General features: G+C 48.5%; 23 protein-coding genes. 14 read left to right on the top strand and 9 right to left on the bottom strand.

The window, feature by feature from the left end:
• Positions 1–37 precede the first annotated feature (37 nt).
• The 5 genes from OXH39_07295 (at position 38) to iolG (ending at position 3,177) form a co-directional block, all read left to right on the top strand.
• The gene (locus OXH39_07295) at positions 38–394 is read left to right on the top strand and encodes a tetratricopeptide repeat protein (protein MCY3550249.1); all 357 of its coding nucleotides are present in this window, start codon (positions 38–40) and stop codon (positions 392–394) included.
• 11 nt (positions 395–405) lie between these two features.
• Positions 406–744 (top strand): type II toxin-antitoxin system RelE/ParE family toxin, encoded by a 339-nt coding sequence (locus OXH39_07300; protein MCY3550250.1) that lies wholly within the window; start codon positions 406–408, stop codon positions 742–744.
• The gene (locus tag OXH39_07305) at positions 741–1,148 is read left to right on the top strand and encodes a hypothetical protein (GenBank protein ID MCY3550251.1); all 408 of its coding nucleotides are present in this window, start codon (positions 741–743) and stop codon (positions 1,146–1,148) included. The genes OXH39_07300 and OXH39_07305 overlap by 4 nt, the downstream gene beginning before the upstream one ends.
• A gap of 92 nt (positions 1,149–1,240) precedes the next feature.
• On the top strand, positions 1,241–2,134 hold the full coding sequence (locus OXH39_07310) for a TIM barrel protein (protein MCY3550252.1): 894 nt from the start codon (positions 1,241–1,243) through the stop codon (positions 2,132–2,134).
• A 23-nt stretch (positions 2,135–2,157) separates the two neighbouring features.
• Positions 2,158–3,177 (top strand): inositol 2-dehydrogenase, encoded by a 1,020-nt coding sequence (iolG, locus tag OXH39_07315; GenBank protein ID MCY3550253.1) that lies wholly within the window; start codon positions 2,158–2,160, stop codon positions 3,175–3,177.
• On the opposite strand, the gene OXH39_07320 is transcribed toward iolG, so the two are convergent.
• Together OXH39_07320 and OXH39_07325 are read right to left on the bottom strand one after the other, a co-directional pair.
• Positions 3,174–3,929, bottom strand: coding sequence for an ABC transporter ATP-binding protein (locus OXH39_07320; GenBank protein ID MCY3550254.1), 756 nt, complete (start codon positions 3,927–3,929; stop codon positions 3,174–3,176). The two genes, iolG and OXH39_07320, sit on opposite strands and share 4 nt — an antisense overlap.
• A 15-nt stretch (positions 3,930–3,944) precedes the next feature.
• Positions 3,945–4,622 carry an FtsX-like permease family protein gene (locus OXH39_07325; GenBank protein ID MCY3550255.1) on the bottom strand — a complete coding sequence of 226 codons (678 nt, stop codon included), beginning with the start codon at positions 4,620–4,622 and terminating at the stop codon, positions 3,945–3,947.
• 157 nt (positions 4,623–4,779) lie between these two features.
• Here OXH39_07325 and OXH39_07330 point away from each other — a divergent pair, with 157 nt between their 5' ends.
• Complete coding sequence (locus tag OXH39_07330) at positions 4,780–5,385, top strand: hypothetical protein (GenBank protein ID MCY3550256.1); 606 nt, start codon at positions 4,780–4,782, stop codon at positions 5,383–5,385.
• A gap of 12 nt (positions 5,386–5,397) precedes the next feature.
• Here the strand turns inward: OXH39_07330 and larB are convergent, their stop codons facing one another.
• From larB to OXH39_07360, 6 genes are all read right to left on the bottom strand, one after another.
• Positions 5,398–6,150: a nickel pincer cofactor biosynthesis protein LarB gene (gene larB / locus OXH39_07335; GenBank protein ID MCY3550257.1), complete on the bottom strand. Its 753-nt coding sequence runs from the start codon at positions 6,148–6,150 to the stop codon at positions 5,398–5,400.
• Between the two features lie 99 nt (positions 6,151–6,249).
• A complete protein-coding gene (locus OXH39_07340) occupies positions 6,250–6,657 on the bottom strand; it encodes a YtxH domain-containing protein (protein MCY3550258.1) in 408 nt (135 codons plus the stop codon).
• Between the two features lie 207 nt (positions 6,658–6,864).
• On the bottom strand, positions 6,865–7,431 hold the full coding sequence (locus tag OXH39_07345; GenBank protein MCY3550259.1) for a hypothetical protein: 567 nt from the start codon (positions 7,429–7,431) through the stop codon (positions 6,865–6,867).
• A gap of 88 nt (positions 7,432–7,519) precedes the next feature.
• Positions 7,520–10,177 (bottom strand): alanine--tRNA ligase, encoded by a 2,658-nt coding sequence (gene alaS, locus OXH39_07350; protein MCY3550260.1) that lies wholly within the window; start codon positions 10,175–10,177, stop codon positions 7,520–7,522.
• A gap of 116 nt (positions 10,178–10,293) precedes the next feature.
• Positions 10,294–10,974, bottom strand: coding sequence for a regulatory protein RecX (locus OXH39_07355; protein MCY3550261.1), 681 nt, complete (start codon positions 10,972–10,974; stop codon positions 10,294–10,296).
• 155 nt (positions 10,975–11,129) lie between these two features.
• Positions 11,130–11,762, bottom strand: coding sequence for a ThuA domain-containing protein (locus OXH39_07360; GenBank protein MCY3550262.1), 633 nt, complete (start codon positions 11,760–11,762; stop codon positions 11,130–11,132).
• Positions 11,763–11,954: 192 nt separating this feature from the next.
• Here OXH39_07360 and OXH39_07365 point away from each other — a divergent pair, with 192 nt between their 5' ends.
• Together OXH39_07365 and coaD are read left to right on the top strand one after the other, a co-directional pair.
• Entirely contained in the window at positions 11,955–14,162 is a 2,208-nt protein-coding gene (locus OXH39_07365) for a M12 family metallo-peptidase (GenBank protein MCY3550263.1), read from the top strand.
• A 22-nt stretch (positions 14,163–14,184) separates the two neighbouring features.
• Entirely contained in the window at positions 14,185–14,697 is a 513-nt protein-coding gene (gene coaD / locus OXH39_07370) for a pantetheine-phosphate adenylyltransferase (GenBank protein MCY3550264.1), read from the top strand.
• 160 nt (positions 14,698–14,857) lie between these two features.
• On the opposite strand, the gene OXH39_07375 is transcribed toward coaD, so the two are convergent.
• Positions 14,858–17,224 (bottom strand): TonB-dependent receptor, encoded by a 2,367-nt coding sequence (locus OXH39_07375; protein MCY3550265.1) that lies wholly within the window; start codon positions 17,222–17,224, stop codon positions 14,858–14,860.
• 313 nt (positions 17,225–17,537) lie between these two features.
• Here OXH39_07375 and OXH39_07380 point away from each other — a divergent pair, with 313 nt between their 5' ends.
• The 6 genes from OXH39_07380 (at position 17,538) to OXH39_07405 (ending at position 25,338) form a co-directional block, all read left to right on the top strand.
• Entirely contained in the window at positions 17,538–18,746 is a 1,209-nt protein-coding gene (locus tag OXH39_07380; GenBank protein ID MCY3550266.1) for a carboxypeptidase-like regulatory domain-containing protein, read from the top strand.
• A 34-nt stretch (positions 18,747–18,780) separates the two neighbouring features.
• Entirely contained in the window at positions 18,781–19,782 is a 1,002-nt protein-coding gene (locus OXH39_07385; protein MCY3550267.1) for a Gfo/Idh/MocA family oxidoreductase, read from the top strand.
• Positions 19,783–19,846: 64 nt separating this feature from the next.
• Positions 19,847–20,692: an ABC transporter ATP-binding protein gene (locus OXH39_07390; GenBank protein MCY3550268.1), complete on the top strand. Its 846-nt coding sequence runs from the start codon at positions 19,847–19,849 to the stop codon at positions 20,690–20,692.
• Complete coding sequence (locus OXH39_07395) at positions 20,692–21,465, top strand: phytanoyl-CoA dioxygenase family protein (GenBank protein ID MCY3550269.1); 774 nt, start codon at positions 20,692–20,694, stop codon at positions 21,463–21,465. The genes OXH39_07390 and OXH39_07395 overlap by 1 nt, the downstream gene beginning before the upstream one ends.
• A 255-nt stretch (positions 21,466–21,720) precedes the next feature.
• Complete coding sequence (locus OXH39_07400; GenBank protein ID MCY3550270.1) at positions 21,721–22,716, top strand: Gfo/Idh/MocA family oxidoreductase; 996 nt, start codon at positions 21,721–21,723, stop codon at positions 22,714–22,716.
• A gap of 126 nt (positions 22,717–22,842) precedes the next feature.
• The gene (locus tag OXH39_07405) at positions 22,843–25,338 is read left to right on the top strand and encodes a CehA/McbA family metallohydrolase (protein MCY3550271.1); all 2,496 of its coding nucleotides are present in this window, start codon (positions 22,843–22,845) and stop codon (positions 25,336–25,338) included.
• Positions 25,339–25,372: the final 34 nt, after the last annotated feature.

Genomic DNA, 25,372 nt, shown 5'->3' on the forward strand with positions numbered 1-25,372 from the left:
AAAAAACTTGTCTTAACTTTGCTAAATTGTGGTCTAAATAAACGGTAGCACTTCAGCGGACTACAACGAGGCGATAAAACTCAAGTCTAATTATGCCAAAGCATATTACAATCGTGGCAATGCGTATCGTGATAAAATTGATTTTGACAAAGCCGTTTTAGATTATACGAAGGGGATAGACCTCAACCCCGATTATGTTGATGCCTATTATAATCGCGGTAAACTTTATGACGAGGCAGATGAATGTGACAAAGCCATTGAGGACTGTAGGGCAGTGATAAAGCTTGAACCTGAACATGCTGATGCCTATAGCTATCGTGGCACCCTTTACCGTGATAAAGGTGAGCATGACAAAGCCATTGAAGATTTTAAGCGGTTCCTTGAAAACCGTTAGATTTACTAACGATGCATACCTCACGCCTACGAAATATACAGATCTATCGCGCATCAAACGGTAAAGAACCTTTTAATGAATGGTTGAAATCAATTCAAGATAGAAAAACAAGAGCTCGGATTCGGGCAGGATTGGAACGACTCAGGCTCGGAAATTTCGGGAATGTCAAATTTGTGGGGGAAGGAGTACTTGAACTGCGTTTCCACTTCGGAGGAGGTTATCGGATTTATTTTGGTGAAATTAGGAATACGATCATCCTTTTGCTTTGCGCCGGTGATAAATCATCACAGACACGAGATATAGAACGGGCAAAAAGTTATTGGCTAAAATATAAGGAGGAAAACCTATGAGAAAAATGAGGACATGGCGAGAGTGTCTCATTGAAGACCTCGCTGACCGGGAGGAGGCGATTCATTATCTCCAAGCTATTCTTGATGACTATTACAGTCTCGGACAGACTCTTCTCGTCCGGGAAGCCCTAAAAACAGTTGTCGAAGCACAAGGCGGGATTTCCAAACTCACGCAACACACTGATATTGCGCCACAAACCTTAGAAGCTGTACTATCTAATACGGATACACCGTTGATTGACGCAATTGGTGTTGTTCTGAAAGCACTCGGATATCGGCTTTCAATCCAACCTATAGCGGACGAAGATGCTAACCTTACACTGGTTACAGGCGACCCAGAAGCGGCAAAAGCAACCGCACATCTATCGGAGGATCCAGGAACATCACATCGCGTGGCGAACTGATGAATCGGATACGGTAGACAGCACGTGAACGGAGAATAAGCAACCATGAGTAGATCGGAAAAGATTTCAAGCAAAAGAGAGTCTATAATTCTATGAAAATAGCAAATGCCCCATGTTCGTGGGGTGTGCTTGAGTTTGAGTTGGACGGTGAAGCCCCCGGTTATACACAGGTATTAGACGAAATGCACGCTATCGGTTACCTCGGCACCGAGTTGGGCGATTGGGGGTTTATGCCGACAGAGGCGGAACAACTTCGCGCTGAACTTGCGGCGCGCGAGTTGACAATGCTGGGAGCGTTTGTAGCTGTCGCGCTCGCCGATGAAGGAACACATGCTGCAGGTGAAGCATCGGCACTGCGTCACGCACGCTTGTTAGCGGATACCGCTGGGGATACGCCGTTCATCGTGCTTTCAGACGACAACGCCACTACGGAAGTGCGTACCCGTTATGCTGGGCGTGTTCGTCCTGAGCACGGATTGACACCAACACAGTGGGACACTTTTGTGAAGGGTGTACACCGTATTGCTCAATCCGTCCGAGACGAGACAGGACTTCGCACTGTTTTTCATCCGCATTGTGCAGGGTATGTAGAAACAGCGGCGGAAATGGATACATTGATGGAACACACGGATCCTAACCTCATTGGGTTGTGTTTTGATACGGGACATTACCGATTCGGTGGTGGTGATCCGATTGAGGCATTTACCCGTCATGCCGAGCGAGTCTGGCACGTTCACTTCAAGGATTGTCATCCCGATATCGCTGCCCGTTCTCGCAAAAATGAATGGGATTATTTTGCGTCTGTGGAGAACGGCGTTTTCTGTGAGTTGGGCAACGGAGATGTTGACTTTCCTGCGTTCCTCGCGGAATTGCGGAAGCGGAGCTACGACGGTTGGATCGTGGTGGAGCAGGATGTCTTGCCGGGAATGGGCAGCCCTTATGAGAGCGCGGATCGGAATCTTCAGTATCTGAATTCAATTTTGTAGAGGTAGGTGTTAGGAGACCTTTGATGAAAAACCCCTCAAGGATCGGTGTTGGTGTTATCGGTGCAGGACGTATCGGTAAACTGCATATTGAACATCTCGCCCAGAATGTCCCGGAAGCCGAACTGCTCGCGATTTGCAGCTTGGACCCCGCCGGTATCGCATCCGTTGCAAAGCAGTTTAATGTCCCAAAGACAACCAGCGATTATACAACGCTTTTGGCTGACCCACAGATTGAAGCGGTGTTAGTGGCATCCGCTACCGATACGCATGTCGAAATCAGCCAAGCCGCTGCAAAGGCGGGAAAACACGTCTTTTGTGAGAAACCGATCTCCTTGGATTTGGAACAGATTGATGAAACCTTGGCGATTGTGGAAAAAGCGGACGTTAAGTTTCAGGTCGGTTTCAATCGTCGGTTTGATGCGAGTTTCGCACGGGTCCGGGAAGCGGTTGCCTCTGGGGAGATTGGCGAGCCGCACATCATGCGGATTACGAGCCGAGATCCGGCACCACCACCGATCGAGTACGTCAAGGTCTCTGGCGGGATTTTTCTTGATATGACGATCCACGATTTCGATATGGCGCGCTATCTCATCGGAGACGAGGTTGTTGAGGTCTACGCTGTTGGTGGGGTACGTGTTGATCCGCAAATCGGCGAGGCGGGTGACATTGACACCGCGGTCATCACTTTACGATTCCAGAATGGAGCTATCGCAACGATTGATAACAGCAGAGAGGCTGTTTACGGTTACGACCAGCGGGTTGAGGTTTTCGGCTCAAACGGAATGGTTGCGGCGGCGAATCCACCGACAGATACTGTTATCTTTAGTGGTAGTGAAGGGACCCGCGCTGCGTCGCCTCCATATTTCTTTGTGGAGCGTTACAGACCGGCGTTTCTTGCTGAGTTGCAAGCATTCTTTAGGTGCATTCAGGAGGGGACACCGCCTCCGGTTACGGGTGAGGATGGACGTGCTCCTGTTGTAATAGGTTTCGCTGCATTGAGATCGCTTCGTGAAAACCGTCCTGTTCTTTTGTCGGAAATTTAGTCGTGTGCACCCGCGTCGCCGTCGTGCTCACCGCCAACATCACCGACTTCGATTTCAATCTCGTCTCGATTTCTGACACGTTCCACAAGCCCGTCACGGATGTCCACGATCCGGTCAGAAACATCGAGCATCTTCAAGTCGTGTGTTGCAGAAATGACAGTGACACCCTGTTCCTGATTCAAGCGTTTAATCAGATCGATAATCTCGCGTCCTGTGATGGTATCAAGGTTTGCTGTCGGTTCATCAGCAAGAATGATGCTCGGATCGTTGGCGAGTGCTCTGGCGATAGCGACGCGCTGACATTGCCCACCTGATAGTTCATCGGGAAGGTGATACATCCGATCCCCTAAACCCACCATGTCCAGCAGCTTCTCCGCTCTTTCATTACGTTGCTTCTCTGGCATGCCAGCAAAAATCAGCGGTAGTGTTACATTTCCGTGTGCGCTCCGCACGGGCAGCAGGTTGTAACTCTGGAAAATGTAGCCCACGCGGTGGCACCGAAACGCCGCAATCTGCCTCTGTGAAAGTTGAGACATGTTTTGCCCGTCGATGTAAACTTGACCCTCTGTCGGCTGATCAAGGGCGCCGATCATATTAAAGAGCGTGGATTTCCCCGAGCCGGAGGGACCCATTAGCGAGATGTACTCTCCGCGTTCAATCTCAATGTTGATGCCATCCAAAGCGCGAAGGATATTTGAACCCATACGATATTCTTTGACAACATCTTCTGTTTTCACAACGATATCCGGCATAATTTTCCTCCGTGCTTATACCTCGGTACGCATTGCTTCGGCAGGCGGGAGTTTCGCCGCGCGCCATGCGGGGAACGATGAACCGATAACTGCCAAAATCATGCCCAGAATGCATCCAAGTAAGATGATGACAATAACACCGAGTCGCGTTGCTCCGTCTTCAGGCTGCGCGGGTAACAAGGGGAAGTAGAAGAATAGGTCTAACCCATAGTCTTTAAGCCCTAAAAGCACAGCCCCGAGTGTGCCGATGAGTGCTCCGATGAGTGCTCCTGAAAACCCTTGAAACCCCGATTCAAGCAGGAACAGTCGAACCACGAACCCGTCTAACGCTCCGAGACATTTCATCGTCCCGATCTCGCGGAAGCGTTCTGTGACTGCCATTAGCATTGAATTCGCGATACCGACAACACAGACAATCAGAGACATGATAATCAGCCAGATGTCTTTTGTGGAAATGCCTGTTTCCGTCGTATCTTCAAAGGTATTAATTGTTGATTGTCGTCCGCTCTCCTGTAGCGCGAGGCCGATTTCGTTGTTTGTCCACACTGAGACAAGGAAAGCAATACCGAGCGTAATACCCGCCGTCGTGATGATTGAACGCCCGAAGCGGATTTTCAAACTCTGGAAACTAATCCGTAGCGATTCTACGAAAGGGAGATCAATTTGTTCTTCAATTGGTGCTCTTTGCTGCAAATGTCTGTCTCCTTATTTTTAATTTTGTATTTATTCCTAATATTTATTTTACCAAATTTACAATTTTAGGTCAAGTTTTTCGTGAATTTGTTCGGCACACAAGATTGACTTTTCAGTTTTTGGTTGTTATACTAAGGATGGAGGCAGGTACAAATTGATGCTCCGAAGATTTTTCGCTTATTCGTCTCTTTTGTTATCCGTTGGTATGTTGTGCTGGTGGACACCGGTTTTGGCGCATGATGCTTTCTATCCACATCATCGCGAGGATTTTGAAAACATGACGCGCCGCCGCGAGTTGCGAGGCACTGTCCTCCTGAGCACCGCCGTTTTTCTTTGCGTTCTTGGAACAGTGGTCTACCTTGCATTACGAAAGAGCAAAGATACTGACAAGACGGATGAGAACGATACAAAAACAGTTCAGAAACGTTTGGAATCCGCTGCGAACAGCGCGGTGGATACTGCGAAACGGGTCCTCAACGCCGAGGGAAACGTCTCGGCGGCTGCTGAAAAAGCACTCACGACCTATGCGGAAGCATCCGGTGTGACGTGGCGACCGCATTCTGACAGGAAGAGTCGTGCCGAATCCGTGCCGTACCAAATTCGATGTAAAATTGGATCTGATGTCGTTACCCTTAGCATTGATGCAGAAGTTATCCAATTAAAGGCGGAACACGATTTTTCTAAAACAGGCTTCGGTTCGCAAAGAACGGCAGGAAAGGCAAGGACATCTGTTGTGTTAAGAATAGGAGATAAGGAGCAGTAGTAGGTAGAATACTTATGGCTTGAGTTGGTTGATGAGTGACGCGCTATAACCAGCACCAAAACCGTTATCGATGTTCACAACGGTGACACCAGAGGCACAACTATTTAGCATCCCTAACAGGGCGGCGAGTCCACCAAAACTGGCACCGTAGCCGATGCTTGTTGGGACTGCAATGACGGGGCAGTTTACCAAACCGCCAACGACACTCGGCAGCGCGCCTTCCATGCCTGCGACGACGATAATAACACGGGCATTCAGGAGTTTCTCGTGGTTGCTTATTAACCGGTGTAATCCAGCCACGCCGACATCGTAAAGCCGTTCTGGTTGATTTCCCATCATCAGTGCCGTTTCAACGGCTTCCTCGGCGACTGGCAGGTCGGATGTGCCAGCAGAAACAACAAGTATCCCTGTAATGCCCTCATCTGCCTCAGATTGCTTGACGGCGATGGTTCGTCCAAGCGCGTTATAGCGTGCTGTGGGTTGAACTTCTTTCACCGCCTCATACATGTCCGGGGTGGCACGGGTTGCAAGGAGTGGGTGCCCTGCTGCGAGGATATGTTCACTAATCTGCTTGACGTGCTCAATCGTCTTTCCTTCACAGAAAATGACTTCGGGAAATCCTGTGCGAAGTTGACGATGGTGATCAATTTTTGAAAATCCTAAGTCTTCAAAAGGAAGTGTACGGAGAGATTGAAGCGCATCGTTCACTGCAACCTCTCCGTCTTTAACCTGTTCAAGCAGGATTTTTAACTTTTCAATTTCCATTCGTTTACTATGGTGGGCCGTCCGCTGCTTGCAGCATTTGTAAGGAAGTATCCTACTACCTGCCGCCTTTTATTTCGGTCCACACGCTATGAAAAACGCTTAGGCTTCCTCAGGAGCTTCTTCGTCAGTTTCGTCGCCACCAACACCTGGGATTGACCCGGTGATTTTGGTGCGGACATCTGCGGAGACTTTACGTCCTGTTTCTACTGCACTCTTCACCTGTTCGGTTGCTTGCTGGAGGCGTTCTTTTCCGCTGTCTACAATATCGTGAACGCCCTCTTTGCCCTGTTCCACGATGGTCTGTACGCCTTGCCTCGCGCTATCGGAGGCTTGGTTCGCGAACTCAATCGTCCGGTTTTTCGCTTCGACTGATGTATCACGAATCTTCTTGCGGGTTTCCTTGCCAGAACTCGGGGCGTAGAGCAGGCTGATAACCGCGCCTGCCATAAAACCAGTAAAAAAGGCGAAGATCATTGCGAGTCCGTTGTTCTGTCCATTGTTACTCATTTTTTTGTCCTTTCTATTAAGTTAGGTTCGTTTTGGAAAGGCTTAACAATTTCCAAAACTTGATGTTAGAATTTACGAGAATCGTTATAAAAAGTTTCAATTCTCATATTTATCTTTTGATGCTACTATTTTTTATTGTGTTTCTATCGTAATACAAACGTTGTGCTTGTTGTGCTGCTTTAATATCGGTAATCTATAAATCCCACGCTATTCAGTTTGTTCACTCGGTGTATCAACTATCGGTTCGTCCCCTTCTGGTTCATCTGGTTGTGTAGAGGTGAAACTATCCCATCCGGCTTTGATACCTTGCCATAAGCTTACAATATCGGACAATGAGACTGCCAATTGGTTACGAAAAAATGTGGCTTGTTCAAGCGTTTGTCCGGAAAAGTTACTCACCTTTTGGACCAAATCATCAAGTTCTTGAATACTTTGATTCAGAGCACCGCTCATTTCTTGGATATTGTGCACGGTGGGCTGAATTTCAGACTCGCTAATTCCTTGTAGGGAAGCTGTCAACCCGTTTAGGTTTTGCAGCAGCTGCGGCAATTCCTTATTCACCTCTTTCACCGTCTTATCCACGTCGGCGATTAGCTCACCGATTTCCTGATTAACGATACTTTCTGTGGAATTCAGCGTATTTCGGATGCTATTTAGAGAGTCTCTAAGACTACCAACGGCGGCGCACATATATGCTGCCAAAGCTGTAAGCGCAAGTAGGAGGATACCTAAGCCGAATTTCCAAAAAAGTGAAGCAATCAAACTCCAATCCATGACGTCTCCTTTATGTATGATTAAGATACCATTTCCGGTAGACGGCTTTTCAAGCACGTCTACCTTATGAAAAATGATGTTTGTGAATTCAAGTCTGCAGTTGTTGTCCTACGATTTCGCTGGCTGCCGCAATTGCCGTATTCACTTTGCTCGGATTTTTGCCGCCGCCTTGTGCGAGTTCAGGGCGTCCCCCACCACGACCATCTGCCAACTGGGTTAACTCGGAGACGATTTTCCCCGCATTCAAACCGCGGTCCTTCACGAGGTCTGCGGTTACGCCGACCACAAAAGCCACCTCGTTTCCCGTTACAGCGGCAAGGGCGACGACACCGGATTCTAAACGGGTTTTGAGTTCATCAACAAGCCGCCGCAATCCGTTTCTATCTGTGTCTGCTACGAGCGATGCCACGACCCGTACGTCTTCAACAAGCGTCGCACCTTCAACGAGGGTACTGACGTTGGCGAGTGCGTGCTGACTTTTGAGTTGTTGGAGCTGCTGTTCCAATTCTCGTTGTTCCTGAAGCAATCGTTCGATCCGTTCGGGCAAATCGGTTTTGGGCGTTTTCAGCAGATTCGCTACGTTGGCGAGTAGAGCAGTATCCTCTTGGACGGTTGTTACGGCTGTGGGACCGGTCAGTGCCTCGACGCGTCGGACACCCGCAGCGATACTGCTTTCGCTCATCAGTTTCACAAAGCCGAGTTCGCCAGTCGCCTGAACGTGGGTGCCTCCACAGAGTTCAACGCTGTATTCACCAGCCTGCACGACACGCACGATGTCTCCATACTTATCGCCGAAAAAGGCTAAGGCACCCTTCTCTTTTGCCGCATCCAACGACATTTCACTAATAGACAGTGCGTCATTTACGCGAATCTTTTCGTTGACGAATTCTTCAATCTCCTGCATCTGTTCCGGTGAAACAGCTTCATAGTGTGAGAAGTCAAACCGCAGCCTACCCGCTTCAACGAGCGAACCTGCTTGTCCAACATGTGTTCCAAGAACGTGCCGCAATCCGCTGTGCAGAAGGTGCGTCGCTGTATGGCTCACTGCAACGGCACTTCGATGCAGTGTATCAATTTTTGCTTGCACCGCAGTATAGGGTGTGATTTCACCTTCAATCACTTGGCACTTATGGGCAACCAGGTCCGCAGAAGGTTTGAGCGTATCTTGCACAGCCAACTTCGCATCTTGACTCTCAATTGTGCCGATGTCACCGACCTGTCCACCCGATTCGCCGTAGAAAGGCGTTCGATTAAGGAGCACAAATACCTCGTCTCCCTGCCGTGCACTGCCTATCGACTCAGCATCCGCAATTAAAGCGACGATTTCTGCTTCAATGTTGTTTTGTGTATAGCCGACAAATTCCGTCTTACCGTGCTCTTTAAGGACTTCGGCGTAAATAGAAATCTCTTCGTCTTTGGTGCCACCTCTCGCCTCCCATGCTGCTCGCCCACGCGAGCGTTGTGCCTCCATACTCTGTTCAAACCCAGCGTCGTCAACAGTGAACCCACGCTCACGAGCGAGCATCTCTGTCAGATCGAGGGGGAAACCGAAGGTATCATACAACTCAAACGCACGTTTTCCGTCGAGTTGTGTGCTCTTTTTTTCTATGAGTGTTTCAAATGATTGATCAAGCAGTTCCAGTCCACGTTCGATTGTTTGATGAAAGCGGTGTTCTTCGCCTTGAATCGTGCGGGTAATAAACTCGCGGCGCGGTAGAACATCGGGAAATACATCGCCGAGCAGGTCAATAACGTTGTCAACGAGCCGATAGATGAAGGCTTCGTTCATCTGTAATTTCTTACCGTAAAGCACGGCGCGTCGTAAGATTCGGCGGATAACGTAGCCTCGTCCCTCATTGGATGGCATAACACCGTCGCCGATAGCAAAAGTTAAACATCGGATATGATCGGCGATAACTCGGTGTGGTAGACCGCGTTCATCATCAAAATAGGCGGTGTCTGTTAGGTCGGCAATTGTTGTCAGGAGCGGTGTAAACAGGTCTGTTTTGTAGTTTGAATCGACACCTTGCAATATAGAGGTAATCCGCTCAAAGCCCATGCCTGTATCTACGTGTGTCGCTGGCAGCGGTTCAAGCGCACCGCTTTCGTTCCGATTGTATTGAATAAACACCAGATTCCAGATTTCTCGGAACCGATCGCTGATGTTCGGACCGGTGTTCGGGTCATTCGCGGTTTCAGGATAGGCTTCAACACCCATATCAACAAAAAGTTCGCTGCAGGGTCCGCAAGGACCCGTCTCTCCCATTTCCCAAAAATTGTCCTTATCGCAGCGACTGATACGCGAGAGCGGGATATCTGTCTCTTGGAGCCAAAGTTTCTCTGCTTCGTCATCTTCAAGATAGACTGTTGCCCAGAGACGTTCCTTCGGAATCTGCCAAAGTTCGGTCACCAATTCCCATGCAAAGGCGATGGCTTCCTGTTTGTAATAGTCGCCGAACGACCAGTTTCCAAGCATCTCGAAGAAGGTATGGTGGCTTGGTGAATAACCGACCTCTTCAAGATCGTTGTGTTTACCGCTGACCCGCAGACATTTTTGTGTGTCAACGGCGCGCGTATACTCCCGCTGTCCGATGCCGAGAAACACGTCCTTGAATTGGTTCATCCCAGCGTTGGTGAATAACAGCGTCGGGTCATCTGCTGGTATCAAGGAAGCACTCGGTACGACTGCGTGCCCGTTTTTACGGAAGTATTCTAAAAAACTGGCTCTGATTTCATCTGATGTCATTATGTGGATCCTCTCCTGTTTATCCTGTTCCTATTATAGTCTATTCTTGCTGAGAAGTCAAGAGAAAATGGAGGACAAAAAACTTCAGTGTTTGAGGAATTATATTGATTTCATCTTTAAAAAATTTGCTCAAGTACTTGTCGAACGGTTTCTGATTTGAACCCGCGTCGTGCCAAAAACCCGTGTAATCGACGTTTGGCGACATGAACCGGTAACCGCTGATACTGCTTCATTCGTTTTTGGGCGATTTCAAGTGCGACTTTCGTTTCGTCTTCGGTTTCTACTTTCGCTACAACTTGCTCTGCTGTTTCTTGGTCGATCCCTTTGTCGATGAGTTCGTGCTTAAGCAGCGTTTTCCCGCGCGGATTTGATTTTTGCCTGCGCGCTATCCAATTCTCTGCGTATTTCCTGTCGCGAATATGTCCTGAACGAATCAACTCTTCAATGGATGTCGCAATTGCTTTGGTTGAGAAGCCTTCTCGTTGAAGCCGTTGTTCCATCTCATTTTTGGTGTAAATTTTTGACTTTGCTGCGGGACGAGAAGGCTCTGATTCATCTGCTGTGGTGTTGTCTTTTTCTTCACGGATTAACCTTAGCGCGTAGTTTTTCGCACGCATTACTTCATCCGCTGCAATTAACTTTTCGATAGTCTCGGCTTCAATTTCTAAGCCGATGCGCAAGCCAAATTTTTCAATTAAGGATGCGTGAACTACAACAAACGGAGAGCCGTTCAGAAAGAGTTGTTGATGGGATGGCAATTCGGGTGCTGCCTGAATATTGGTGATTTTCTGTTTCATAGTGGCTCTCGGCTTTCGGAAACCATCAGCCGTCAGCAGTCAGAAACCTAAATTGACGCTGAATGCATATATGGCTCAACGGATAGGGGCTGTGGCGGTTAACATTTCTGCTACTGCCACAGGTTCCCTCTTTGCCGAAAGCCGATTGCTTACGGCTATTCGCCGCCGTTGCTACCTGCCCAGAGTGCGCCGCGTTCTAAGAGCGTTCCAAACATGTCATGCTGGCACGCCGAAGGATCATGACCGAGTGCGAGGTAGAAAACTTTACCTTCTCCCCAATTCTTTGTCCATGCCACTGGTGCCGCGGCACCTTTCCATAATGCTGATGCGAGTATATGGTTCCGTGGATCGTAATCAAGGATATACTGCTCATCTGTTACGACGAACTCGTCAAGTCCTTGTGTAATTTCGTGCTCACTGTCGACGATACTGACTTGGTAATCGCGGTAGCGTGGGTGTGTAACGAAATAGCCACCTACCATTGAGCGATACTCGGGACACCCACGGAACGAATCTGCTGCAGAGTGCACACCAACATATCCCTTCCCTGAAGCGACATGGTTGAGTAAGCCGTTCTTTTGCGCATCCGAAATCTCACCGACCGTGTAATAGAAAACGATGAGATCATACGGATCTAAATTCGGTGAGACGAGGGCATCCAAGTCTTCCTCGACTCTGGTAATCTCGAATTCATCGCGTTGTGAGAGCACATTCACGATTTCGTCACTGCAGCCTTTCCAATCATGGATCGCTCCACCTGCGAAAACGAGTGTGTTAATTTTTGCCATTCGTTAGCCTCCTTCTTATATAATATCGCTATTATACCACGCGTGCAGAAATACGAGTAACTTTTTTTCTCGTACGCTGGAGCTGATGAATGGATTTGCATAGCAAGGGGTCTTGTGATATAATGGTTGCAGATATCAGAACACCCCTGCGCTAAGTGGATGTGGTCACATTTGTGAAGGATTTTCCATTCTATGAAGTTTCGGTTCCGGATATTGTCTACTAACAAACGGCGACAACGAGATGTGAGAAATTTCGGGCTGTTGCTACTGCTCATCGGTTTTTGTTTACATGATCCGGGGCACAGTTCTCTCAAGTACCTGGGCATCCTGATGTTGCTGTGGAGTGGGATGTCATGGTTGGTACAGAAAGCGTGGTCTGCCGGTTGGTTTCAAGATGCGGCTTGGGTTCATCTGATCGCCCTCGTTGTTTTGATTTTCGTAGATGTCCAAGTTGGGCGCGTTCTGCGCGTCGCCAAGACTGCTGTTGTCAATTTTTCAGAGCAGATGCTACAGAAAGGATTGGCTGAGCCACCTGAAAAGCGCGAACCAGTTGCAAAGTTTGAGCATGGAGATACAATTCGTTCGATGGCGTTTTCGCCTGTTGATGCCTCCGTTTTGGCGAGTGCTGGTGGTGATACGATAAAACTCTGGAACCGAGACGCACCCGACAGCCCAGAAGTACTCCAATTTGAAAGTTACACTGACAGCGTTAATTCCGTTGCTTTCTCGCCGGATGGTGAACGCCTTGCTGCAGCGGGTGATGAAGGTATAACGCTGTGGAGCGTCCCTGAGAAACGCTTTATTGATGCTTTTGATGATGATACGGCTACCGTTGCTTTTTCGCCGGATGGACAGCGAGTAGCAGGAGCTGCTTGGGACCTAAATCTATGGGACATCACAGACAGCAGCAGTCTCAGGAAGGTAGGCCTCTTCAAGCACCGCACGCATGACGCGTTTGTGCGAGGGATCGCCTTTTCACCGGATGGGAAATGGCTTGTCTCTGGAGACTCTCAAGGCGAATTAAAGGTCTGGGACGTTCAAAATGAGCGGGCGGCTATTCCACCCCTGAAAGGCGGAAAATCCTCAATTCGTTCCGTTAAGTTTTCTCCAGACAACGCTAACCGTATCCTTGCCAGCGCGGGACCTGATGGCGATGTTCTATTGTGGCGCACAGCGGATTGGCAAATCAGGCACAGGATTTCAACAGGAACCGTATTGGATCTCGCCTTCTCACCTGATGGAAACACACTCGCCAGCGTAGGCTGGGATACAGTGGACTTCTGGACGGTAGAAAATGGCGCGCCTATCATCTCATTGAAAGAGAGAACAAGATCTATTGCTTTCTCACCGAACGGGAATACGTTTGCCACCGGTGGAACAGATGGTTTTCTCCGTATCTGGGACGTTTCTCAATCCGTGATTTCACAGCAGTTAGCGATGCAAGATGCCGTCCGAATTATTTACTTTCTTCCTAAGGGGTCTCGCCCGCAGCTGAATATACAGGCAAAAATTGATAAAATAATCAGGAAGGTGCAGCACTTTTACGCAGAGCAGATAGAGAGCCACCGATTGGATAGAAGATCCTTTACTTTTGAAACCGATGAAAGCGGCGAAGCGCGAGTGTATCTGATCAAGGGTAAATTTACCGCTGCGTACTATTTGGAGAAGACACTCGCAAGAGTTGAGGACGAAATAGAGACGCATTTTGATCTTTCGAGAAACGTCCACTTTGTTGTTGTAGAACTCGGCAGCAAGAGAATTGAAGAGAATGTGTGCGGTCAAGGTCGAGTCAATTTGATTTGGGGTGGTGGAGAATTGTGGCAGGCAAAGTCGGGATTGGCGTGTATCCCGACCTTTAAAAATTGCTTTGATTGGCAGACCGTTGCCCACGAACTTGGACACGCTTTTGGCTTAGATCACGATTTTCGGAATGACAATTATCTTATGTCTTATGGTAGAGGGTCAAAACGGCTGTCTCAATGTGCTGCACACTGGCTATCTCAAACGCGTTTTTTCAAATCCAACCAACGGTTCTTTGATAAGCCCGCCACAATTGAGATGGGACACGCTCCGCCGGATGCTCAATTTGAAATTACCGATGCGGATGGCATCCATCAAATCCAACTGCTTGTTGCCCCAACAAGTGAAGTGCCTCCTGCAGGTTACGAAGTGAGTGCGGATGCGGAGAAGAATAAGGACAATTGGAAGAAGTATAAAGAGGACAAGGGACTCATGTTACACAGCCACTATAGGTTGGACGGGGAAGAGCAGAAAGTTGTTGGGTTACCAGATGTCCAAACCGAGAAGGTCGAAATTCAGATGATTGATATGCATGGCAATATCACTTGGCGGAGATTCGATCTCAACGAAAATTCAGAACAGGCACCCAAAAATCCCTAATTTTCACGAAAAGGAAATCATAATGTCAAAAAAAATCGCTATCTTTCCCGCGAGTTTTGATCCAGTCACCAATGGGCATGTTGATCTCATTGATCGGATTTGCAACCTTGATGTTTTCGATGAACTCGTTGTTGCTGTCGGTGTGAATCCTGCGAAACCGGCGCGTTTCACGCTTGAGGAGCGCACAGAGATGCTGGAAGTTGTCATTGGTCCGTATCCGCAAGCCACGATTGATGGCTATACTGGACTAACGGTTCATTACGCGCAAAAGCGCGGGGCGTGTGCGATTGTCCGGGGACTACGCGAAGTCTCGGATTTTGAATGGGAATTCAAAATGGCACGTATGAATCAGCAGATCGCTCCAGATATTGATACACTCTTTATGATGGCAAATACGAAGTATGCACATATCAGTTCGACACTCGTGATGGAGGTTGTGCAGATGGCGCAGCGAAAGTTAAGCGAGGGGAAGTTACGAGAGATGGTGCCAGAAATCGTGGTCGAATTTATTAAGAAGAAATTTGAGGTGTTGTAAATGGTTGTCAGTCATCATGTTTCGCAGCGAGAATAGTTTTCAGTTAAGAGGTTACCTTAAAAATAGGGACAATTATCTCGAACTTGGTGTACTCCAGGAGCACTTAAATTGTTACCAAAAATCTCTTAACCGATAACTGATGACCGATAACTGACAACTATTAAAACCGATTGTCCAAGGTTAGGCTCACATTGAAACCTGGGGCGTTTACACCAGTACCGTGTGGTCGATACCGTTGGTCAAGCAGGTTTTCAAGTGATAATGTCATACGTGTGTAGTCAAAGAGTTTGACCCCACCGCGGACGTTGAGTGTCCACCATCCGGGTGTCCCAGCATCTACTGCATAACCGTTGGAATCAAATTCAACTTCCGCCGGATCGCGCGTTTTTCCCGGCATCCGCGGGTCGCGAATATCGCTCCGGTTCAACCGCCTCTGTTCCGCTGCACCGCGCACATAGAGTGTCACCCAAAACTGTGTATCCAACGGTTCCCATTGAACTCCAACGATTCCGTTCAACGGAGGTTCTCTACGAACGCGTGCTTCCCAAGGTTTCTTCGGATCCGGTGCTTTGCCATTAATCTTGAGGACTTCCCCACGTATCAATGCAGCATTCCCAAAGACTGACCAAGCCGGGAAAACTGGGATGAGTCCGGCTACTTCAACCCCTTGATATTGTGCTTCATCGACGTTATCGAACACGAGTACGTCAATACCTTCGTATTCTTTAATCAGGTTTTGGTGGAGTTGGGGTAGTGTTTCACCGGCGTAAGCCTCTTGGATGGGTCTACGTGCAACTAAACCGCTGACTCGGCTGTGGAATAGTATTAAGTCACCACGGAAATAAGAGTGTTTCGCCTTGAGTCCACCCTCAACCGTCCACGAAGTTTCCGGTCTAAGATCGGGACTTGGTGCCGTGACACCTTCATTGGTGACTTCCACTGCGGTTGTGTCATTTAGAGACGGGGCACGAAACGCTGTTCCAAAACTGCTTACAAAGTTCACGGAGTCTGTCAAACCGACCACCACTCCGGCACTTCCCGTCAAACTGCTGTCGAATTTGTTGAATTCGTCAAAACTCTTATCTCGGATGGAGAGGTCCGCATTGGTTTGATAAAAAGTTGCCCGACCACCGAGTGTCAATTCAATACGCTCGTGTAGTGTAATTTCATCTTGTAAATATAGACTCGCGTCCCAGAACTGAGAACCATTAATGAAACGTCCAAGGTTCTCGTCAACCGTTTCTTTTCCTTTATCATCTGTTTTAACGGTACGACTTTGTATCATATCCAAGTAGAATTCAGCACCGCCGACCAAACGTTGCCGAGGAAGGATTGAGCTGACCGCTTGTGCGCTCAAGCCTATGGTGTTAACAGTATCGTATCGCTGCCGTCGAGACGTTGCGCCGCGTACTACCTCGTTTCGTCCCTCTTTTTGGCGGTGGTAAGAGGCTGTCAGACGAAACGTGTCAATGCTTCCTTCTACTGGGGTTACTAAGTAATTAGCATAAATGAGATCACGGTTTTGCGGTTCAAAAAAGAATTCATCGAACTCCTGCGGTGCGATTTTGTCATACCGCGGTGTTTGGGGCTGTCGCCACATCTGATAAGCAACATTGAGAGTGCTGTTGTTATTGAGTTGATATGCAATTTTCGCGTCGGCATCATAAGCACTCCAACCCAGCGGTCCTTCATTGTCAATGAGCCATCTCCCAGGGATGTTATCTTTTGACAATTTACTAATCTCATCATAGTCATAGAGCTTCACACCTTTTGGTATTTCATCTACTATTTCAAACTTCCGATTTTTGTAGTGGAGATCATACCCGCTGCCAGGGTTCATATCCCCATAGAATCGCACGCCACCACCAGCGACGAATCCGAACCGTCCTTTGTTGCCTGTTACCTCTAACTTGGCGAGTCGTTCCTGTGTGGCAGTCGTATAACGAGCAAGGAGTCGTGGGTGTATATCCCAAGTCTGCTGCGCTGGGTTGAGCGGTACGGCTTTCGTGAAGAAACTGATAACGCCACCCATCGCGCCGCTGCCATATAGCATAGAGTTTGAACCGAGTAAAACCTCGGCGCGCTCTAATATGTCTGGTGCGATGGTTGCCGTGTACTGATTTGGGCCCGAACGAAATGTCGAATTGTTGAGGCGAACCCAGTCGACTTGTATCAACGTTTGATAGCCAGTTAGACCCCGGAGTAACGGGGAGCCTTGTCCAACTGTCGTCTGCTGTGCGCTAACGCCGACCGAATCACGAAGCAAATTGGACGCGATATCTGCGTTGTTCCGTTCTAACTGTTTTAGATTGAGAACTGTAATAGCGTTAGGTGTTTTGAACGGATCTTTCACAGCACGCGTGGCTGTCACGGTCACCTCTGGCACTTCTACAACTTTCTCCTCCACAAGTTTTTTATTCGCTTTTTCGTCAGAATCCTTTTTCGCGCTCGTACTTGGAATCCAGCACACTAACAAACCAAAACTTATAAGGAATATAAGAAAAAAAAGATAAAACGATTTTTTCATGGTGGTATGCTCCTTTGAATTTCACTTTTGTAGGTTTCATGCAGGCATTCTATACGATTTGTAAACCTATGAAGTGTATTTATGCAAATTGTATGCCATTCGCAAATTGGCGTGAAATCGGCAAATTCTAACCTGTTTTGGACATAATTTATACTGTAGTGTTCATTTATTGGACGATTTTGCGTTTCGTTGATGTGGCTTGTGGTGTGTTTGTATAGCATGTTCGTGTTCTGTATCCGAAATTAAACCTTGCATTTTGTTGCGGGTTGTGATAAGTTACGTTCGTAACTTTACCTAAGAGGAGAATGTGGCAGTGGCACGTTTCAGGTTGACTTTTGTTTTCATTGTATGTGTATTACTGGTCAACGGAGCCGCCGTTGCACAAGAACAGGACATTGCAAAAGGTGGTACGATCCAAGGATACATCGTGGATACAACCCCCGCGCAGCTTCCTATTGTTGGTGTGCGTGTTCAGATTGACAACGGAAAAGGGCATATTTTTAAAACAACGTCTGCCGAAACAGGTAAGTTCGTATACAGAGATATACCCGCAGGTGATTATCTGATTAATATCCGCAAATTTGGATACCAAAGTCGAATTGGGAAACCCGTATCGGTCACAAGCGGTGGCGTTCATCATGTTCCCCTTACAATGAACAAACAGAAAAATATATTCACCAGCTTCCAGAGTTTGTTTAGAACTGAAGAGCGGCAAGAAGGCACACTTCAATTGCGGATTACAACGCCATCTCCGCAATCTGCTCCGATTGAAAATGCTGAAGTTAAAATTTGGCAACTGCGTAGTGGTAAAGGCAGCTCCTCAAATAAAGTCGTCGAAATCACTGGAACATCTGACGCGGATGGACAGTATCGGCGCGACAATTTACTATCGGGGGTCTACGTCGTTGCCGTTCGTAAGGACGGTTATCATACTATGATTTCAATGACTGTTCGAGGAAATCAGATTACGACTGCCGCTGTAAAATTTCCCATTTCTAATGGAACTGCGGACACCTACATTTTACCCTCACAGGAAACAGACACAAAATGGATTATTCGTGGTAAAATTTTTGATAATAACTTTCAACAAACCCCGGTAAGTGGTGTTAAAGTCCGGATTAGCGGTAGAAACTTGAAACCCCGTAAAACTGCTTATTCCAATGCAGGTGGTGAGTATGAGTTTGCTGTACTTCCAGGACACTACAGCATTTCCCTTTATAAATATAAAGATGGGTATGAGGATGCAACTGCCCTTTCCACGGTACCTGTTAAGAGTGGGCAAAGCAGCGTCACTGTAATTGAAGAAGGTATGTTCGTTGTTTACGAGGCGGTTGCGAAGGGGAATGTGCTTGCGCTTAAACACGGCATATCGAAAAGAAGTTTTTCCGAGAGACATAGGGAACGGATTCGGGACGCGCTTCTCTCCGTAATCTTCAGCTTCATCTGCGGTATATTGGGCATTTTCGTTTCAAGGTTCTTAAATAAGCCTCAACGAATTCGTTTCAAGGTTCTTAGTTCTTAAATAAGCGTCAACGAAAACACAGTCAGGAGTAAATATGTCGAAACAGAAATTAAACTTTGCATTCATCGGGTGTGGTGGCAATGCACGTGGGCATGGACGCAGCGTCTCAAGCGTCGAAGACGTGGAGATTGTTGCCCTCGCGGATCCGAGTGAAGGTTCCCTTGATGCATTCAAAGAGACTGTCGGTTTAGATGATTCACTGCCGACCTACGCCGACCATGTTGAGATGTTAGCCGCTGCCAAACCCGATGCTGTCGTTATTAGTTCACCGCATGGACTCCATTTCCAGCATATTATGGACGCGCTTGATGCAGGGTGCCACGTGCATACTGAAAAACCGATGGTTTGCACAGTGGATCATGCGAAACAGGTAATTGCGAAGGTGGAAGAGACCGGTTTACACCTGATGATTGGATACCAGCGGCATCTGAGTCCTACCTATCAATACTGTCGCAACGTCGTCCAGAGCGGTGAGTTGGGACGTGTTAACTTCGTTTCCGCACATCAATCGCAGAATTGGTATCGGAATCAGCAGGGAAAATGGCGACAAGATCCGTTCCTCGGCGGTGGTGGGCAGCTAAACGATTCAGGAAGCCATCTTATTGACATTCTTCTCTGGGTGTTGGAAGCGAGTCCCGAAAACGTCTTCGCGATGATAGACAACTTGGATATTGAAGTGGATGTCCTCACGGCGATGACAATCAAGTTTGATACCGGTGCCTTGTGCAATATCAGCATTGTTGGACACGCCTACGGTGGCGTGCAGGAGGCTTTTTCCGTCTGGTTAGAGGAAGGCGCGCTCCATCTCCGTGAAGGGACACTCTATCGCCAAGAACGCGAAGGAGGGTCGGAACCTGTTGATACATCTGAAATGCCAGCGCAAGGCAACAAAGATGTTGCTTTTATCGAACTCATCCGCGGTGAGCGGACGGAGAACCCGATCGGCGTCGAGAACGGATTGCGCGTCATCCAATTGACCGAAGCTGCATGGCAGTCCGCCGACCTCGGTAGACCGGTCAAAGTCGATCTAAGTTAGTGGAACAGGATTTACGCACAAAACAGATATTGAAGTGAAGGCGTTAGAATGGAAGGGTGGAAGGATGGAAACCCCATCCTTTCCTTCTTCCAATCTTCCAGCCTTTTCTGCTAAGGATGCGAGATATAATCATGGGAGCGTGGAAGTGTTGGATGTCCAGAACCTATGTAAATCTTTTGACAAGAAGCCGTTTCTCACGGAACTCACATTTCAGGTAGGCGATGGCGAGTGCCTCATTCTACTCGGTAGAAACGGCGCAGGCAAAACACTCCTGCTCAATATCTTGGCAACTTTAGTCGAACCGACATCAGGTAGCGTTTCTATTGACGGTGTTGATGCGTTTGCAAACACAAAACAGGTGCGTCCCTCTATTGGATATATCCCTGTCGCTTTTGAGGGGTATCCTGAGTTGTCCGTCGCCGCATATCTCAATTTTTTTGCTGCTGCGTATAAATTAGAGAAGCGAAGTCGTGCGGACGCAATTGAGGCAGTACTTGAGCTAATGGACATCCAACACCTACGTGAGGTCAAAATTGGGATTTTGTCAACGGGTGAACGGCAACGGCTCTTGCTCGCCAAAACCTTTTTACATGAACCGCAATTGTGGCTACTCGATGAACCCTGCGCACCGCTTGATCCAAGCGGACAGATCGAGATGGCGGAGCTGCTTGTGGAACTCCAAGCGATGCAGAAAACCGTCGTGATAGCCACCAACCGCCTTGACGATGTCTCTAAGTTATACAATACTGATTCGCGTCGCGAAAATTTTGTCGGGATTCTGTACAACGGACGCTTTGCTGTTTTCGACAGGTTTAGTGAATTGAAGCGAGGGGGTGCGGAAGCCGATAGTACAGAAGGTCCCTCGCCAAATTGGTTTAATGAACTCTTTCTGGAGGTTACAAAAACATAATGTCGGATATCGGAAAATTCTTTCACGAAAACGGATACTATTTCGCCAAAGGGGTCTATTCTGCTGAAGAGATTCAGGCGATGGAAAGCGACTTTGATCGGGTAGTGGATCGGCTCCTCAAAAGCGATGAAAACGTCAACGCGCGTTGGGGTGGTAGATTGATGGATGCCCTTGATGGTGGTGAATCCGTCATTATCCACACCCACAATATTCAGAGTTTTTCCGGGGTCTGGTTACAAGCGTTTATGCAGGAAAAGTTTCTTGATGTCACCGAAGCCATTCTCGGACCGGATATTATGCTGCACCATTCCAAACTCTTCTGCAAACCGCCAGAGACAGGTTCCCCGTTCCCGATGCACCAAGATTGGCAATACTTCCCTTCTGCCAAAGACACGATGATAGCCGCTATCATCTACGTCTCGGAAGCTACCGATGAGATGGGATGTGTCCGCGTCTATCCGGGTTCCCATAAGGAGCTTGGACGCATGGATGGTATGATGGGTAGTGGAAAAAACGCTGAAGTTACTGACCGATACCCGATTGAGAACGCGACCGTTTTGGAAGCGGAACCCGGAGATGTACTTTTCTTCAGTTACTTCACACTGCACGGTTCAATGCCAAACCATTCAAATAAGACGCGGAAAAGCGTTCTCGTTCAGATGCTCGCCGGTGACGATGAGATTGAAGATGAAAACCGACACACCAATGTCAAATTGGTGCTCCGTGGCTGGAACCATCTCGCAACCCGTTCTTCTGTCGGAAGGATTATATAAATCAAGGGGCCTTTTGCCTACTTGGTTATTGGGTTAGTCTAACTGTTTTTAGGGCTTTAACCATTGACGCGTCTTCCACATTTTTTGCGGAAACCTGGGTTGATAGTTAAGCAAAATCACGGGATTGCGTAAGTCCTATTAGAAAAACGAAACATAGCCCGTAATGAAATGGAGGGCGGATATACGGACTCTCGCTGCGAGGCAAACTTCAAATTCCAAACCCGCTCTGACCGAACCGCAAGGAAAATTAAAAAGATGATTAGAGTCGCAAAGATTAGTATGGCGCATGTCCACGCCGGTGGTTATGCCCGAAGAATTCACGAAAACCCTGAAACTGAACTCGTCGCTGTCTGGGACGAAGAGGAATACGGTGGCAGAGGTGCCGCGGAACAATACGAAATTCCATTCTACACCGACCTTGACGAAGTCCTTAGCCGGGACGACGTGGACGCAGTCGCTGTTGATGCTATCACATCCGACCATCCACGCGTAATGATTGCCGCCGCTGAAGCGGGGAAACATATCTTCACCGAAAAGGCACTCGCGATTACCGTCGCGGAATGCGATCCGATTATTGAAGCCGTTGAGAAAGCGGGGGTGAAGTTCATGATTTCGCTGCCTTCTCGTGCGAACCCTGAAATCCTGTTTGCGAAAAAGGCAATTGACGACGGACTTCTCGGCGACATCACATTCGGTAGGGGACGGATAGCACACTCTGCTGCACTGGATAGTTGGTTCAGCGGCACAAGTGCTTGGTTTGCGGATCCAGTACGCGCAGGTGGTGGGGCACTCTTTGATTTAGGGTGTCACCGTGTCGATGTTATCCGGTGGTTGATGGGTGAGCCGAAAAGTGCTATCGCTAAGATTAACAACTTTACTGGTAATTTCCCGATTGACGATAATAGCGTTTCTGTCGTTGAGTTCGCGAACAAGGCACTCGGTGTGATTGATGTTGCGTGGACGCACCGTTCCGGTCCAAATATGCTTGAGATTTACGGCACAGAAGGTTCATTTGCTGCGGGACACGGCGAAATGCATTTTGAAACCCGTAAACTCTCCGACGAAGAAAAAGCAGAGTACATTGCCAACGCGCCGGCTGCACCCCCTGAACCGATGCAGCAGTGGATTAACGCTATCCTTCGCGATGAACCGATGACAATTACGATCCAAGATGGACGTAACCTCACGGAATTGATGCAAGCATTCTATATGTCCTCTGAACAGGGGCAGTCAATAGAATTCCCGCTCTAAGTAGTTATCAGTTATCGGTTATCAGTTTTCAGTAACTTAGCACGGAAAATTTCCTACTGACACGTCAGAAACCGGTCTTGGTAAAGTGACTGACAACTAACAACTGACAACCATCTGAGGTTTATAATGAAAGACTATCAACCTATTTCACTTTCCGCTTTGTGTAATGTTGGGACAGAAGTTATCGGTGAGAACGCAACACCGTGCGTCGGTTCGCAGGCGTTCCACGGGTTACCTTTTGAAATCGCTGAGGGTGATGCCTGTTTCTTAGGCTTCGGAGAAGGTGTTAACTCCGATTCTATTCAAGTTCCCGTAGGTGCAAGCCCGAAGCGGGTTATCTTTGTGCATCGGCTGCTTGAGTCACGCATTCCTGAAGGCGAACCGATTGGCAGACTCATTGCCAATTATGTTTTCCATTATACCGATGGTGAAACGGAAAGCGTGCCAATCCGCGAGCGCTTTGAGATCGGCAGTGTGCCACAAGGATGGGGACAACAGACGTTCCTTGCAATACCTGACCGGCAGGAAAGTTTGGCATCGCGGCACGAGGGACCTTGGGGGTCCGCGGGGAACCGACAAACAGAGGTGAGCCAAGGGACACCGCGCGACTACTATTTGTGGACCTGGAAAAATCCGAGGGACGGCGTTGAGGTCGCCTCAATTGAAATCCAACCACAGGAACGGCGTTTTATTGTTGCAGCAATCACGCTCGGTTACCTCGACGAGGACCCGATACCGCGTCGTCCCCGCCGCGAAGTCAAAATCACACTGCCGCAATCTGAGGATGCCGACAAACCCTTTGATATGGAAGTTAATGTTGACCGTGGCGTTGCGACCTACCCGTATCCATTGCCAGAGAACACGCCCGATGCCTTTATCAATGACGATTTCAAAGGCTGGGGCGAATCCCAAAACAACAAAAGCAGTCCTGCTTACGTTGAAGTATCTGCAACCTCCTCCGCAAGTGTTGAAGTCAAAAATCAAGGTGAAACGCTTGGCACTGTCAATTGGGGGGAGGTCCAAGAGAAAGGGACTGTTCAACCCAACGAGCGCGTCAAGGTAGAGGTCATCGACTCTGGTAGGAACTGGGTGTATACCACCGTAATTGATGACGATACAAACAAACCGGTGCCGTGTCGTATTCATTTCCGTTCTCCACACGGCGTGCCGTATGCGCCACATGGACACCATGCGCACGTCAATTCAAACATGGGGACGTGGCACGTAGATGTCGGTGGCGATGTGCGGCTCGGGCAGATTAGTTACGCCTATATTGATGGCACCTGTCAGGGGTGGCTGCCTCGTGGAGACGTTATTGTTGATGTCGCGCGCGGTTTTGAATATACACCTTTGCGAACTACTGTCAACATAAAACCGGGGCAGCGCGAGTTGACGTTGCGGTTAAAGCGATGGTGCGATATGAACGCTGAACGCTATTTCAGTGGTGATACGCACGTTCATTTCCTCTCAACACAGGGCGCGCATACCGAAGCCCAAGGCGAAGATCTCGGCGTTGTGAATCTTCTGCTTTCGCAGTGGGGGCATCTCTTTACGAATACAGAGGAGTTTATCGGAAGACCGACGACCTCTGCCGATGGGCGAAGCATCGTCTACGCAACGCAGGAGAACCGCCAGCACCTTCTTGGGCATCTCACGCTCCTCGGTCTAAAGGAGCAGGTCGCGCCGTGGTGTTCGGATGGTCCGGGGGAAGCAGAACTCGGTGGAAATATGGAGGTCACGCTCTCACATTGGGCGGATGCGTGTCATGCCCAGGGTGGCACTGTTGTCTTACCGCACATCCCGAACCCGAATTGTGAACCGGCGACACTCATCGCCACTGGACGTGTAGATGCTGTCGAGTATCTCACCAATGCTATGTATGGTCATCTTGAGTACTATCGTTACCTCAACTGTGGGTATAAACTACCGCTCGTCGGTGGAACGGATAAGATGAGCAGCGATGTACCGGTAGGTGTTTATCGTACTTATGTCCATATCCCCGACAATGAGGAATTCAATTACGATAACTGGTGCAAATACATGAGTGCTGGCAACACCTTCCTCAGCGGCGGTCCGATGATTCGACTCTCCGTTGATGGACACCCGATCGGTAGCACGGTTAACCTACCCGGTAACGGTGGCACTGTTGAGGTTGAAGCCTCCGCAGATTCCATCTTCCCTATTCATACGCTGCAGATTCTTCAGGCGGGACAGGTTGTCGCTTCGACTGAGGAGAAAGATGGCGCGGCGCATTTACATCTGAAAGCCAATCTGAAAGTGGACAAACATTCATGGATCGCGGCGCGGTGTGGTGGACCTAATTATGCACAAGCGGTTCCACATCACGACGGATGGGGACGCGGCATCATTGCGCATACCTCTCCGGTGTATATTGCTGTTGGCGGCGAGTGGTGGATGTTTGATCCAGAAACAGCAAACTATATGCTGACCTTGATTGAGGGTGGGTTGTCCTATATTCAGCAGACAGCGCGCCATCATGAACACGGGACTGTGACACACCATCACGGTGAAGATGACCATTTGGAATTCCTTTCTCGTCCGTTCCAAGAGGCACGGGAGGCGATTCACCGTCGGATGCATCAATTGGGGATTCCGCATTAAAGTAGTAGGCACACTCCGTGTGCCGTTAGACACT

It is taken from the genome of Candidatus Poribacteria bacterium, assembly GCA_026702755.1.
Lineage (GTDB): Bacteria > Poribacteria > WGA-4E > WGA-4E > WGA-3G > WGA-3G.